The sequence below is a fragment of the Luteimonas panaciterrae genome (assembly GCF_020511115.1).
Lineage (GTDB): Bacteria > Pseudomonadota > Gammaproteobacteria > Xanthomonadales > Xanthomonadaceae > Luteimonas > Luteimonas panaciterrae.
Genome location: NZ_JAJAVH010000014.1, coordinates 86099 through 100254, shown reverse-complemented (window position 1 = coordinate 100254; position 14156 = coordinate 86099). Strand labels below are relative to the sequence as shown.

The window sequence follows — 14156 nt, the reverse complement described above, 5'->3', positions numbered from 1 at the left end:
GTTTCCTGGGGCGTGGCCGCCGGTCCGGCCCCATGGTCTTGGGACGAGCCCGCTTACTTGCCAGGAGTCTGCCGCTCGATCGACTTCAGCAGCAGGTCGGTCATCTCCGTGAGCCTGGCGCATTTCGAGCCATAGCTGTCGCGCATGGACGGATCGTCCTGTCTGTCCAGGGCGAGCAGCATCAGTTTCACACGCTTCCTGTGCGGAGCGATGGCTTCGCGTTCCCAATCGATGGCCTGGCGCTTGCCGTCCGGGTGCTTGAGCTGCCAGTCCGACGTGTAGATGCGTCGCGAGATCAGCACCGCGTTCCTGGACATGTTGCGCATGATGTCCGCGGATTGCTTCCTGGCGCTGCTCTCCTGCGAGTCGGCGATGAAATCGTAGTAGCCGGCGCACTCCGCATAGAGCTGAGCGGTGCCGGCCTTGCCCGGCTCGATGGAATCCGGGTCCGCCTGCCCGGACAAGCCAAGGGCCAATGCGATTGTCATCGACAGAAACATAAATCTCCCTCGGTCCCGCAAACGCGGAGCCCGTGATCCCTGGACGCTTCCGGATGTGTATCGCCCCTGGCCGATACTCTAGCATTGCCGTTTCACACGCGATGGCGGCCAGCAAGCGCGGCGCTGGTCGGCTCGACCCGCCAACGGACAGGTCTGCGCAAGGGTTTTTGCTTGTGAGCAACATGCGGCAATCAAAAGAATCCCTATCGTTTGAATATGGCCGGGATATCCAAAATGTGATGTCTCTTGGCGCACACTCCGCGCATGACGGCGAAGCCCCATGCGTAGCAAATTGTTCGTACCGGGTGTTCGGCCGGAACTGTTCGCCAAGGCGCTGGCCGGGGAGGCGGATGCGTTGTCGCTCGATCTCGAGGATTCGGTCGCGGACGAACGCAAGGCGGAGGCGAGAGCCGCGGTGGCCGGATTCATCCGATCGGATGCGGCCCGCGATGCCGCCAAGCTCATCATCGTCCGCGTGAACGGACCCGGCAGCGGCCATTTCGAGGAAGACGTGCGCGCCGTCGCGCATGATGGCGTGGCGTTGTTGAACATCCCGAAGATCGAGTCGGCCGCCGGATTGCATGCGACGGTCGAAATCCTGCAGCGTGCCGAGACCGCGAACGCGGTGTCGCAGCCGATCCGGCTGCTGGTCAACATCGAAACGCCAAAAGCCATGGCGAATGCGGCGGACATCGCCGTGGCCAGTCCGCGCGTGGCGGGATTGCAGCTCGGTCTCGGTGATCTGTTCGAGCCACACGGCGTCGATCGTCACGATATCGCCAACGTGCACGCGACGATGTTCGCCGTGCGCATGGCGGCGGCCCAGGCCGGCGTGTTCGCCGTCGACGGGGCTTTCGCCGATCTGGAAGATGCGGCGGGGTTCTCGGCCGAAGCGAAAATGGCGCGCCGGCTCGGATTCGTGGGCAAAAGCTGCATCCATCCGCGGCAAGTGGCTTTGGCCAATGCGGCGTTCGCGGTATCGGAGGAAGAACTGGCTTCGGCGCGGCGCATCGTCGACGCCGCGCGGACGGCGGTGGAGCAGGGGCGTGGCGTTTTCGTCGTGGACGGCAAGATGATCGATCTGCCGTTCCTCAAACGCGCCCAGGCCATCGTTGCGGCCGCGCGATGATGCAGATGATGTTTTTCAGGATGATTCGAGGATTCGTGGCTGCGTGTCTGTTGCTCGCGACAATACCGGCATTCGCGGAAAACCTGGCGCCGATGCGGAGCGGAACGCTTCCGGTGCTCGACGCAGACGCGCCAATCATCGGTGTCGCGCAGGCGGATGGGCATGCGCTCGCGATCCTGCGCGATTCGGTTTGGAGGTTGTCGCCGGATGGATCGGCATGGTCGCGACTTCGCTGGGAAAGCGGAGCTGCTTCCACGAATATCGCCGGTCTCTTCGGTAACGAAGCGCAGAGTTATGCCCTGATCACCGCAGCGGAATCGCGAGCGGTGATCGGTGTCGCCCGTATCGGCATCGCCAACGATAGGGTGAGCTTGCAACCCTTGCCGCCGCTTCCTGTTCCCCTGGAAAACGCACGTGGCGCCTTGAAGGACGACACGCTGTACGTCGTGGGCAACGAAGGTACGCGGCCGCAGATGCTGCGGATCACGATCGGAGCGGAAAAACCGCAGTGGACGCGTCTGTCGGGATGGCCTTCGGGCGTGGCGACATCGTTCGCGGTGCAGACGGCGGCCGTGTTCGTCACCGTGGCGGATGCATCCGGCGGAGGCGAGCATCTGTGGCGCTGGTCCACGCGCGAAAGCGAAAAAGGCTGGACGGAGCAGGGCCGGGTTCCCGGCGCGATCGTGGCGGGTTCAGCGCGCGCGATCGGTCAGGCGCACGTGCTTTACCTGGTGCGTGATCCGGCGCGAAGCGATGCGCTGGCGACTCCCATGACGCTGCAGATCATCACCGGCGCCTGGACGGCATTGCCGGGCGCGACCGCTACCGATCCGATCGCGACGGCCGCCTGGCGCGATGGTGTCTTCTGGGCACGATCGGCGGCGGATGGGCGACGCATCGAATTCGCCTACGCCCAGATCCAGCCCAGCCGGCAATTGCTGAAATGGCAGGACTGGCTGGTGATCGCCATCTATCTGGCATCGATGCTCGGCATCGGGTTGTACTTCTATCTGCGCGAGAAGCGCAATTCGACGGCGAGCTTCTTCGTCGGCGGGCGCAGCATCCCGTTCTGGGCGGCGGGCGTGAGCCTGTACGCGGCCAACACCAGTTCGATCAGCTTCATCGCCATTCCGGCCAAATCGTTCGAGAGCAACTGGCAATATCTGACGAACAATCTGATCGCGGTGCTGGGCCTGATGTTCGTCGCGGTCTGGATCGTCCCGCTCCTGCGGCGTCTTAACCTGATGTCGGTGTTCTCGTATCTGGAAACGCGCTTTCATCCCGCGATCCGCATGCTCGCCAGCGCCCTGTGCATCGTGATGCAGATCGGCAGCCGGCTCAGCGTGATCCTGTTCCTGCCTGCGCTGGCGATCGCCACCATCACCGGCATCAGCGTGGTGTGGAGCGTGATCCTGATGGGCGGCTTCACCATCATCTACACCGCGATGGGCGGGATGAAGGCGGTGATCTGGACCGATGTCGTGCAGGTCATCGTCAAGATGGGCGGCGCGATCTTCGCCATCGGTTTCATCATCTGGAAACTGCATGGTGGCTTCGACGAGTTCTACTCGACGGCGATGGCCGAGAACAAGTTCCACCTGCTCGATTTCGGCTTCGATCTCACCAAGGCGACAGTGTGGGGCTTCATCTTCCTCGTGCTGTTCGATGTGGTGCTGACCTTCCCGAAGGACCAGGTGCTGATGCAGCGCACCTTGTCGACGAAATCCGACAAGGAGGCCGGGCGCTCGATCTGGGCCTTCGCCGCGATCATGATTCCCGGCGGCTTCGTGTTCTACATGATCGGCACCGCGCTGTTCGTCTACTACAAGGCGCATCCGGAGCGCATGAATCCCTTGCTGCCGATCGATGCCACATTCCCGCTGTTCATCGCCGCGGAACTACCGACCGGCGTCACGGGGCTCATCATCGCCGGCATCTTCGCCGCGGCGATGGCGACGCTGTCGAGCATCATGAACAGTGTCGCCACGCTGATCTCCGTGGATTTCTACGAGAAGATCGCGAAAAATCCGACGCCGAAGCAAAGTGTGCTGTTCGCCGAGATCATGACCGTGGTGGTGGGATTGGTCGGCATCGGCGTGGCGCTGCTGATGTCGCGCTTCGACATCCATTCCCTGTTCGATGTGTCGATCGAGCTGGCCGGTCTGCTCGGCGGCGGATTCGCCGGCGCCTACACGCTGGGCATGTTCACGCGTCGGGCGAACTCGCCAGGCGTGGCGATCGGGATCGGCTCCAGCATCTGCCTGACCCTGGTGGCGTGGTCGTTCGATTTGGTGCATCCGTACTTCTACCTGGCGATCTCGATCCTGCTCTGCATCGTGATCGGGTATCTGGCGAGCCTGCTGTTCCCGGCACCGACGCGTTCTCTGCACGGGCTGACGATCTATCGCCAGGATGCCGCTCCAGCCGCGCCAGCCATCGCCGGTGCGGACAAAGAGGCGCCGGAAAGCCTGTAAACTCTGCCGTCGTTTCCGCATCGGCGGAGACGGTGGACAAGCGGTCCCGAAGGCCAATGCGGCCTGGATATTCCTTGCAATTACGTCTTTGCAATCCCGCCCGGATCGACAACGTGGAAACCCAGTTCCTCAATACTTTCGTCACCGTGGTCGAACAGGGATCGATGGCGGCGGCGGCGCGCGTGCTCAACATCACGCCCGCGGCGGTGGCACAGCAGATCCGCACGGTGGAGCGCGAACTCGGCACCAGCCTGATCGCGCGCGTCGGCCGCACCGTGAGCATGACCGAGGAGGGCGCTCGCATCCTGCAGCGCGCGCGCGAACTGCTGCGTGGCGTCGCCGATCTGCGCAGCATCGCCAACGACAGCGCCGTGTCCGGCGAGCTGCACCTGGGCGCATGCCCGACCGCGCTCGCGGGGATGCTGCCGGACATCCTGGCACGGATGGTGGAGCAGTTCCCGGAGATCAACGTCTTCATCCGTCCGGGATATTCCGCCGAGCTGTATCGCGCGGTGGAAACCGGAGAACTCGATGCGGCATTGGTGCTGCAGGCGCCGTTCACCCTGCCCAAGACCTGCGACTGGCAGTTGCTGCGCGAGGAACCGCTGGTGGTGATCGCGCCGCAATCGATGGCGGGACGCGATCCGCACGAACTGCTCGCCAACGAACCGCTGATCCGCTACGACCGCAACCAGTGGGGCGGACGATTGGCCGACGACTATCTGCGCCGCGCCGGCATCGTTCCGCGTGAGCGTTTCGAGCTCAATGGACTCAATGCCATCGCAGTGATGGTCGATCGCGGGCTGGGCGTTTCGCTGGTGCCCGACTGGGCACGGCCCTGGCCGGAAGGATTGCGCCTTGTGCGATTGCCCTTGCCCGATGCGGGAGAACCACGGCGCATCGGTATCGTCTGGTCGCGTTCCAGCGTGCGTATCCGTCTCGTCAACGTGCTGCTCGAAGAAAGTCGCAAGACAATGCAGTGAGTTTTTCACCGACGGGGCGATGCTAAACGGAGTGAGCATTGGAAAGTCCGCACATGGAAGTGCGGGCTCTTGCAGAGGGACCTGCGCGTTGTTGCGTCGCAACAAAGATTTCCTATCGGCGTAAGCAACAAAAACTAGCCTCTGAACATAGTTCACGCGGATTTCACATATCGAGCGAAGCGCATAGGCTGCCGTCGGTACAGGTGTGACGCGTTGTGTCGCATCAATGCCGAATGAGCACGTGGTGTTGTCGTGCTCCCGCAGCCACCGGAACTTCGAGAGACACGACGATGATCAAGCCGCTTTCCGCAGCGATCGCCTGCCTCCTGTTCGCAGGCGTTCCTGTCGAGAACGCCCGTGCACAGGAGAACGCTCAAAGTACTCCGCCCGACGCCAATGCGCAGGAGGAGAAGGCGCCTGCGAACGGCACGAACCCGGCGCAGGGAGCGACCGATCTCGACAAGGTGGTCGTGACCGGCACGCGCACACCGAAGGCGGTGGACAAGATTCCCGGCGCGATCACGCTGGTGTCGAAGGAAGAGATCAAGCACACGCTGCTGGTCACGGAAGACGCGACCGCGGTGCTGGCGCGCACCGTGCCGGGTTACGCGGAAGCCTCGCAGGCGATGAGCAATGCCGGCGAAACTTTGCGCGGCCGCGTCGCGCTGCGCTTGTTCGACGGTGTGCCGCAGGGATCGCCGCTGCGCGACGGCAGCCGCAATGCGACCTTCACCGACATGGGCATCGTCGATCGCGTCGAAGTGATCAATGGTCCGTCGGCGTCGGAAGGCATCGGCGCGGCCGGCGGTATCATCAACTACATTTCCGCGGTACCGACCAAGGAAGGCAACGAATTCCGTTTGCTGACGCGTTATTCCACCCAGTTCGCCGACGACAGCGAAGGCTGGAAGGTCGGCCTGAACTTCATGCGCAAGCAGGACAACTACGATCTCGTGGTCGGCATGTCGGTCATCGATCGCGGCATGGGCTACGACGCCGATGGTCGCCGTCTGGGCATGAACACCAGCGGTTCTGTCAACGATTCGGTGGCCAAGAACCTGTTCCTCAAAGGTGGCTTCAATTTCGGCGAAAACGGCGAGAAGCGCCTGCAGGCGACCTACAGCCACTTCAAGATCGAAGGCAACGGCGACTACATCCAGGTGGACGGCTGCCGGTATTACGATCCGGTGGATTGCCCGAATCCGAAACCCAATACCTCCGAGCGCGGCCACATCTTCGGCAGCAAGGCCGAGTTCAACGACTTCGAACAGTTCAACCTGATGTACACCGACGGCGATGTCTTCGGCGGCACGTTCAGCGCCAACGCCTATTGGGCCGATCAGGCGATGCGCTATCCGCCGGAGAATGGCGAGGATCGTCAGGACCCGCTGATTCCACCCAACGGGCCGGACGGGCTGATCTGGGATCAATCGGAGATCGATACGAAGAAAGTCGGCCTGCGAACCGCCTGGGTGCGTTCCTCGCTATTCAACGTGGAAGGGTTGGAGCTGCGCACCGGCATCGACTGGGTGCGCGACGAAGCGGAGCAGCGTCTTGCGCTCACCGATCGCACCTGGGTGCCGCCGATGAAGTACACCAGCGTGGCGCCGTATGCGCAGCTGAGTTACGACATCGGTCCGTTCACGATCAGTGGCGGGCTTCGCCGCGAGGACGGCGAGCTGGAGGTCGACGACTACACCACCACCTGGTATCGCGGTCGCCGCGAGGTTACCGGCGGCAAGCTCACGTATACGGAGACGCTGCGCAATCTCGGCGCCATCTGGCGCATCAACGGGCAATGGTCGGTATTCACGGCCTATGGCGAGGGCTTCGGTTTGCCGAATGTCGGCATCCCGCTGCGCAACGTCTCCTGTCCCGGAGCGCCGTACGAGGTCGAGCCGGATTGTCCCAAAGCCTCGGTGGACTCCACGTTCCGTGAGCTGAAAGCCGTGGTGGTGAACAACCGCGAGTATGGCGTGAACTGGGTCGGCGAGAAGGCTTCGTTCAGCGCTTCGTACTACGATTCCCGCTCCGATTACGGCACATCCTTCGCGATCGATCCGGCCACGAACGACTATGTGCTCTTCCGCGCGCCGACGCGTATCAAGGGTATCGAGATGTCCGGCGACTGGAACATCAACGATGCGTGGAAGGTGAGCGCGTTGTATTCGCGTATCCGTGGCAAGACCGCGTTCTGGACCGAGGATCCGGCCGGGCGCTGGTCCGCGGGTGGCTTGAACAAGCCGATGGGCGCGTTGGACGTCAACCCCGACAAGATCGGCCTGACGGTGCGCTGGAAGTTCTCGCCGAAGGGCGACATCACCTTGGGGTCGACCACGTTGCTCTCGCGCGACCTGTCCGGCAGCGACGTGCGCGAATACGATGGAAGAGAGTTCACCTACGAGGAACACACCAAGGGCTACACGCTGCTCGACCTCGGCGTGAACTACAAAACCGACAAATATGGCCGCTTCTCGCTGGGTGTCGAAAACCTGACCGACAAGCAATACATCCTGAGCTGGTCGCAGGTGCCGGGCTTCCGCAACTACTGGGCGGGACGCGGGCGGATGATCTCGTTCACGCATGAGTTCACGTGGTAGGAGCGCGATCGCAGTACTGTACGGGCATGCGCTGGTTCGTTTTACTGTCTTGCGGACTGGCGCTTGCCGGGACGCAGGCGTTCGGCAAGCAGGCAGCCACCGAAGGGGCGGCGGTGCGTTCACCGCTGCCCCTTGCCACGCCCGCATCGGAAGGATTTTCCCCGCGACGATTGCAGAGGCTTGAGCGCTTCCTGCGGAAAGCGACGGATCAGCAAGGTTATCTCGGCGGTGTCGTTCTGATCGCGCGCGATGGCCATATCGTCGACTGGCGGGCCTACGGCCACCGCGACCTCGCGCGCCGCGAGATTCTCCCGCGCGATGCGATCTTCCGCATCTATTCGATGACCAAGACGGTGACATCGGTCGCCGTCCTGCAATTGGCGGAAGCGGGAAAGCTCGAAGTTGATGATCCGGTCGCGCGGTACCTGCCGGAATTGTCCAAACCGCAGGTGATGATCGGTGGCACGGCCGATGCACCGAAGCTGGCGTCGGCGCGTAGCCAGATCACGATCCGCGAATTGCTCACCCACACCGCGGGATTCCCAGCCGGCCTCGATGGTGATGAGGAGGCGGTGAAAGCGCTGGAGCGCATCGATCCGCATGGCGCCAAGGATCTGCGCGGTTTCGTCGAACGCCTGAGCCGTGCGCCTTTGGCAGCGCAGCCCGGTACGCGTTTCGGCTATGACGGCGCGGCGCTGGAAGTGTTGGCGCGTCTGGTCGAGGTGGTGAGCAAGGAGCCTTACGAGGTCTATCTGCGCAAGCACATCCTGGATCCGTTGCGCATGCGCGATACGGGTTTCAACGTGCCTGCGGAAAAGCGCAAGCGCGTCATCGATCTCACCACGATGGGGCGGGATGGTCGCTTGGTACTGGATACCAGTCCCAGCGCGGTGGAGCCAGGAGCTCCCTTGAATGCCTATCCCAGCGGCGCCGGTGGCTTGTATTCGACGGCGGCCGACTACGCGCGCTTCTGCCAGATGCTGCTCGATGGCGGCACGCTGGACGATGTCCGCATCCTGAAGCGCGAAACGGTCGCGTCGATGCTGCGCAACCAGCTCACCATGCTCGATCCGCCGGTCACGCAGTTCAGTGCGGGCGAAGGTTTCGGCTTCGGTGGCTACGTCGTGACCGACCCCGGCAAGCGCGAACAAGGTGGGGCGATGGGGCAGTTCGGCTGGTCCGGCGCCGCATCCACGACCTACATGATCAATCCGCGGGAACATCTGGTGGCGATCCTGATGCTGCAGCATCTTCCGCGCGAGGGTGTTCACGATCTGCCGAGAATCAGCCGCGATTTCTATCGCCTGGTCTACGAAAGCCTGGAGCGATGATGGTGGCTGCAAGTGGAGCGATTCTGGTGGCGGGATCGGCGAATCTGGATTTCGTGGTGCGTGCATCGCACGTGCCTGCACCCGGGGAAACTGTGCTCGGGCGCGATTTCGCCACGTTCCCCGGCGGGAAAGGCGCGAATCAGGCTGTCGCGAGCGCACGCGCGGGTGGTGCGCGCACACGCATGCTGCTCGCACTCGGCGCCGATGCGTTCGCCGTGCCGATCGAAACATCGCTACGGGACGCCGGTGTGCAGCTTGAAATCGTTCGCCGCGAGGATCGCGCCACCGGAACGGCCTTCATCTGCCTGTCCGACGATGCGGAGAACGCGATCATCGTCGCTCCTGGCGCCAATGCCGCGTTGAGGCCAGAGCATCTGCCGGATCTCGCGGGCATCGACACACTGTTGCTGCAATTGGAAACACCGCTGGACACGGTCGTGGACTGGGCGCGCGCCGCGAAGGCCGCGAACGTTCGCGTGGCGTTGAATGCCGCGCCGGCGCGCGAATTGCCCGAATCTCTATTGGCCGTGATCGATGTGTTGATCGTCAACGAGGGCGAGCTGGCGACAGTCACCGGCATCAAGGGCGACATCGCCGCCGCGCTCGTCGCGACCGGCGTGCCATGCGTGATCGTCACGCTGGGCGCGCGAGGTTGTTGCGCTTATGCGGATGGCGGGATTCGCCTGCAGCCCGGCTTCCGCATCGATCCGATGGACACCACGGCGGCCGGCGATACGTTCTGCGGAACGCTTGTCGCATCGCTCGCTCGGGGCGGGACGCTCGACGATGCCATGCGCCGCGCTTGCGCCGCCTCGGCATTGGCCTGCACCCGGATGGGCGCGCAAACCAGTATCCCGACGCAGGAAGAGGTCGAAGCCTTGCTGATCTCGGCCACGCCCGAACCGGAAGCCGCGTACGATGCGCTCGCCACCTACTGCGGTCTTGCGCGACACTTCTCTCCACCACGCATTGCATCCCTGACATGAGCAGCGACTCCGACTCCCCCGACGCACTGAAGACGACATCGCCCGAGACGCCGCGACGCAAGGTGAAGACGGAGTACAAGTTCTCGCACGTCACGACGGGCCGTTACCTGCCGCTGCCTGGCAAGGCGCCGGGCTGGCCGTTCGCGGAGATCGGACACTGGAAGATCGACGTCAACAGCACCGCGGACGACTGGATCGCGGAGCTGATCGACTGGCGCCGCGAACACCTGACCCGGATCGGCTACGACGATGCCAACTATCGTCGCCCGGAGCTGCAATGGGCGCAGCGCAATTTCGTGCATGCGCAGATGATGGTCGAGGATCGTTACTTCTATGATCCGGTGGCGGGAAAGTACACGGTCGACCGCTATCTCGACGATCTCGAGCAGCGCTTCGGCGGCATCGACAGCGTGCTGATCTGGTTCGTCTATCCGAACATCGGTATCGATGATCGCAACAAGACCGATCTGGCCCATGATCTGCCCGGTGGAGTCGAAGGTCTGCGCGGCGCCGTCGAGGACTTCCACCAGCGCGGCGTCCGCGTGTTCCTGCCCACGATGCCTTGGGACAACGGCACGCGTCCGCCCGAGAAGAACGATTGGCAGAGCATCGCCGACCTGGTCGCGGCGGTGGGTGCCGATGGCGTCAATGGTGACACCTACAACGGCGTTCCGCGCGCGTTCTTCGATGCCTGCGATGCGTTGGGGCATCCCGTGGTGTTGCAGCCGGAATCGACGATCAGCGCGGAAGAGCAGCTGATCTGGAACGTGCAGAGCTGGGGCAAGAAAGTGCCCGCCGACGTCGTGCCTTCGGTCGCCAAGTTCAAGTGGCTGGAACCGCGCCACATGATCAACTATGAGAACCGCTGGGGGCGCGACCGAACGAACGATCTCCAGTACATCTTCTTCAACGGCGTCGGCTACAACGCCTGGGAAAACATCTGGGGCATCTGGAACCAGCTCACGCCGCGCGATGCCGAAGCATTGCGCCGCATCGCCGCCATCGAGCGCAAGTTCGCGGCGCTGATGGTGAGCACGGAGTGGCGACCTTACGAGCCGACCCTGCAGGCCGGTGTGTTCGCGAGCCGTTTTCCCGGTGCCGGCATGACGCTGTGGACTCTGGTCAATCGCAACGAGTACACGGTCGGTGGCGAACAGATCGCGATACCGCATGACGAGGGGGCGCGCTATTTCGATGCATGGAACGGCGCCGCGTTGCAGCCGCGTCTCGATGAGGGATATGCGGTGTTCGATTTTGCGCTCGAAGGGCGTGGATTCGGCGCTGTGTTGGCATTGGCGGGCGATGTCGACGTCGATGGGTTGGAAGCATTTCTGGCAGGCATGCGCGAACGCGCCGCGACGCCGCTCCAATCGTTTTCCAACGTCTGGCGTTCGTTGCCGCAGCGGTTGGTGCCGATCGAGCCCACCGCCCCGGTGGATGCGGCTCCGTCCGGCATGGTCGAGATTCCAGAAGGTGATTTCGATTTCGTCGTTGGTGGAATCGAGATCGAAGGCCAGACCTGGGAAGGCACGGACGTGCAATATCCCTGGGAGGACAGCCCGCGGCGCGGCCATCGCCGGCGCATGCGGATGGAACCGTTCTTCATCGATCGCACGCCGGTGACCAACGCGCAGTTCAAAGAATTCCTCGATGCCAGCGGTTATCGGCCACGCGATGCGCACAACTTCCTGCGTCATTGGCGCGATGGCGCGCCGCAGGCGGGACACGGGAACAAGCCCGTGATCTGGGTTTCGCTCGAGGACGCGCGCGCCTACGCGCAGTGGGCCGGCAAACGCCTGCCGCGCGAATGGGAATGGCAGTACGCGGCGCAAGGCACGGGTGGGCGACTGTATCCCTGGGGTAACGATTGGCGTGACGATGCGGTGCCCCAGGTCAATCGCGGGCGCGAACTGATCGCTCCCGACGACGTCGATGCGCATCCGCAAGGCGCCAGTCCGTTCGGCGTGCTGGATCTGGTCGGCAACGTCTGGCAATGGACCGACGAATACGTCGACGAACACACGCGCGCCGCCGTGCTGCGCGGCGGCAGTGCCTATCAGCCGCAGACCTCGCACTGGTATTTCCCGCAAGCCTATCGGCTCGACCAGCACGGCAAGTATCTGCTGATGGCGCCGTGCAAGGATCGTTCCGGTTGCGTCGGGTTCCGCTGCGTGGTGGACGCGCGCCGGCCATGATCCTGCGCGAGGTGCAACTGCGAGGATTGCTTGGCGACGCGCTGGATGCGAACCGGCGTGGCCGCCTGTCGCACTTCATCGTGGACGAGACCAGTCCGGCGATCGCGATATTTGCGCCGGAGCGTCGCCAGGACAATCACGAGGGTGACTGGTACGGAGAACACGCCGGGAAGTGGCTGATCGCGACCGCGAAAGCCGTGGCGCGCAGCAGCGATGCGGAGCTTGAGGCAAACCTGCGCCAGGTCGCGGACTATCTGGTTTCGGTGCAGGAAGCGGATGGTTATCTCGGCACCTACGCGCCTGAGCGGCGCTTCATGCGCAAGCAGCCACCGAAACCCGGTACCTGGGACGGCGCGCCGAGCGTGCGGACCTGGGATATCTGGACGCATAGTTATCTGATCCTCGGCTTGATCGAAACGTACCGGCATCTCGGCGAGCCGCGTTATCTCGAAGCCGCGCGCAAGATCGGTGATCTCTGCTGGCGGACCCTCGATGCCGAAGGGATCGATATCAACGAACTCGGCAACCATCACGGCATGTCGGCGACCGTACTGATGGACCCCGCGGCCGAGCTGTATTTCGTCACCGGCGAACGCCGCTATCTGGATCTGGCCTTGCTCATCTTGAGACAGGCGGATGCCAATCCCGCGCTTGCATTGCTCACGCGCGCGGTGGAAGGCATCGACGCATCGGAGATCGCGACCGGCAAGGCCTACCAATTGGCCTGGAACCTGGTGGGGTTGGCCAAACTGCACAAGGCAACCAGACGCGAGGATCTTCGGCTTGCCGTGGACAATCTCTGGCGCAGCATCCGCGATCATCACCTCACGCTTGGCGGCGGTCCCTGGGGCGGCGTGGCGCATCGCTCGCGAGAGGTATTCAATCCCGCCGGCGTGTTCAGCCCCTACGGCTACGTGGAAACCTGTTCGACGTTGGCGTGGATTCAATTGAATCGCGAGCTACTCGCGATCACCGGCGAAGCGCGTTATACCGAGGAGATCGAGCGCTCCGCCTACAACGATTTGTTGGGCGCGCAAGCGCCGGATGGCGAGGATTGGTGCTACTACGTCTTCCCGAACGGCAAGCGCGTGCACACCACGTATTGGCGCTGCTGCAAATCGAGTGGCGCGATGGCGCTGGAGGAGTTGCCCGCGATCGCTTATGGCGTATCGATGGGGCAGGGCATCGTCATCAATCTGCTCGGCCCGGGCCGTGCGTTGTACGAGGACGAGAAGGCGGGGCGGATCGTGGTCGAGCAGACCACGGTCTATCCGTTCGACAGCGAGATTCGCATCGCGATCGAGCCGGAGCGCGCGGCGAGGTTCGCGGTGCGCCTGCGAGTTCCCGCATGGGCGCAAGGCGCGAAGCTGCGCGTCGGCGGCGTCGCGGCCGAGGACTATGCCGTCGAACCCGGCGGCTATGCCGTGATCGAGCGCGAGTGGCAGCCTGGAGACGCCATCTCCGCGCTTTTCCCGATGGAGCCGCGCATGCATCGCGCGATCAACCGCAACGTCCAGGAATCACGCGCGCCGGACGGCAGCCCCGTGCAACAGCAGGTGCTGCGCTTCGAATATCTCGCGATCACGCGCGGCCCGCTGGTGTATGCCAGCGAACTGATCGACGGGTTCAAGATCGAGGAAACCTTGCGGCTTCCGAAGACACCGCAAACGCAATGGCTGCGGCTGCTGCCGGCCGTGCGCGACGGCGATCCGCCGCGCATCGGGCTGGATCCGGGATACCGCGCGCCGATCGTCTTCCAGCCGTATTACGTCACCGGCGGCCGCCGCGACGGCGCCTGGCGCCTCACCTGGATGCAGCTGGCCCCGGAAGACGAGGCCCAGACACCCGCGTCGTGACGCGTTCATCGCCGCTTTCGCAATAATTTGTAGCGCCAGAACATATGAAGCTAGCCTGTTTCTCAGGCGCATCATTGCGCAGAGTGAAAGGACGCAGCCATG

The 14156-nt window shown here is 63.5% G+C and carries 9 protein-coding genes; 8 read left to right on the top strand and 1 reads right to left on the bottom strand.

Annotated elements, in window-relative coordinates; all coding sequences use genetic code 11:
• Positions 1-53 precede the first annotated feature (53 nt).
• Positions 54-488, bottom strand: coding sequence for a hypothetical protein (locus LG367_RS15300; protein WP_226470135.1), 435 nt, complete (start codon positions 486-488; stop codon positions 54-56).
• A 292-nt stretch (positions 489-780) separates the two neighbouring features.
• Here LG367_RS15300 and LG367_RS15295 point away from each other — a divergent pair, with 292 nt between their 5' ends.
• From LG367_RS15295 to LG367_RS15260, 8 genes are all read left to right on the top strand, one after another.
• Complete coding sequence (locus LG367_RS15295) at positions 781-1629, top strand: HpcH/HpaI aldolase/citrate lyase family protein (RefSeq protein ID WP_226470134.1); 849 nt, start codon at positions 781-783, stop codon at positions 1627-1629.
• A gap of 113 nt (positions 1630-1742) precedes the next feature.
• Positions 1743-4103, top strand: coding sequence for a sodium:solute symporter family protein (locus LG367_RS18660; RefSeq protein WP_226470133.1), 2361 nt, complete (start codon positions 1743-1745; stop codon positions 4101-4103).
• 74 nt (positions 4104-4177) lie between these two features.
• Positions 4178-5086, top strand: a complete 909-nt coding sequence (locus LG367_RS15285) for a LysR family transcriptional regulator (RefSeq protein ID WP_226470132.1) — start codon at positions 4178-4180, stop codon at positions 5084-5086.
• A 290-nt stretch (positions 5087-5376) separates the two neighbouring features.
• A complete protein-coding gene (locus LG367_RS15280; RefSeq protein WP_226470131.1) occupies positions 5377-7686 on the top strand; it encodes a TonB-dependent receptor in 2310 nt (769 codons plus the stop codon).
• A 26-nt stretch (positions 7687-7712) separates the two neighbouring features.
• Complete coding sequence (locus LG367_RS15275; RefSeq protein WP_226470130.1) at positions 7713-9017, top strand: serine hydrolase domain-containing protein; 1305 nt, start codon at positions 7713-7715, stop codon at positions 9015-9017.
• Positions 9017-10003 (top strand): ribokinase, encoded by a 987-nt coding sequence (locus tag LG367_RS15270; protein WP_425490985.1) that lies wholly within the window; start codon positions 9017-9019, stop codon positions 10001-10003. The genes LG367_RS15275 and LG367_RS15270 overlap by 1 nt, the downstream gene beginning before the upstream one ends.
• A complete protein-coding gene (locus LG367_RS15265) occupies positions 10000-12198 on the top strand; it encodes a formylglycine-generating enzyme family protein (protein ID WP_226470128.1) in 2199 nt (732 codons plus the stop codon). Before LG367_RS15270 ends, LG367_RS15265 begins: the two co-directional genes overlap by 4 nt.
• The gene (locus LG367_RS15260) at positions 12156-14054 is read left to right on the top strand and encodes a glycoside hydrolase family 127 protein (protein ID WP_226470127.1); all 1899 of its coding nucleotides are present in this window, start codon (positions 12156-12158) and stop codon (positions 14052-14054) included. Before LG367_RS15265 ends, LG367_RS15260 begins: the two co-directional genes overlap by 43 nt.
• The last annotated feature ends 102 nt before the right edge of the window (positions 14055-14156 follow it).

Excerpts from the sequence above, each read along its gene's own strand:
- LG367_RS15300 (WP_226470135.1), bottom strand. The coding sequence starts at position 488 with ATGACAATCGCATTGGCCCTTGGCTTGTCCGGGCAGGCGGACCCGGAT.
- LG367_RS15295 (WP_226470134.1), top strand. The coding sequence starts at position 781 with ATGCGTAGCAAATTGTTCGTACCGGGTGTTCGGCCGGAACTGTTCGCC.
- LG367_RS15280 (WP_226470131.1), top strand. The coding sequence starts at position 5,377 with ATGATCAAGCCGCTTTCCGCAGCGATCGCCTGCCTCCTGTTCGCAGGC.
- LG367_RS15275 (WP_226470130.1), top strand. The coding sequence starts at position 7,713 with ATGCGCTGGTTCGTTTTACTGTCTTGCGGACTGGCGCTTGCCGGGACG.
- LG367_RS15270 (WP_425490985.1), top strand. The coding sequence starts at position 9,017 with ATGGTGGCTGCAAGTGGAGCGATTCTGGTGGCGGGATCGGCGAATCTG.
- LG367_RS15265 (WP_226470128.1), top strand. The coding sequence starts at position 10,000 with ATGAGCAGCGACTCCGACTCCCCCGACGCACTGAAGACGACATCGCCC.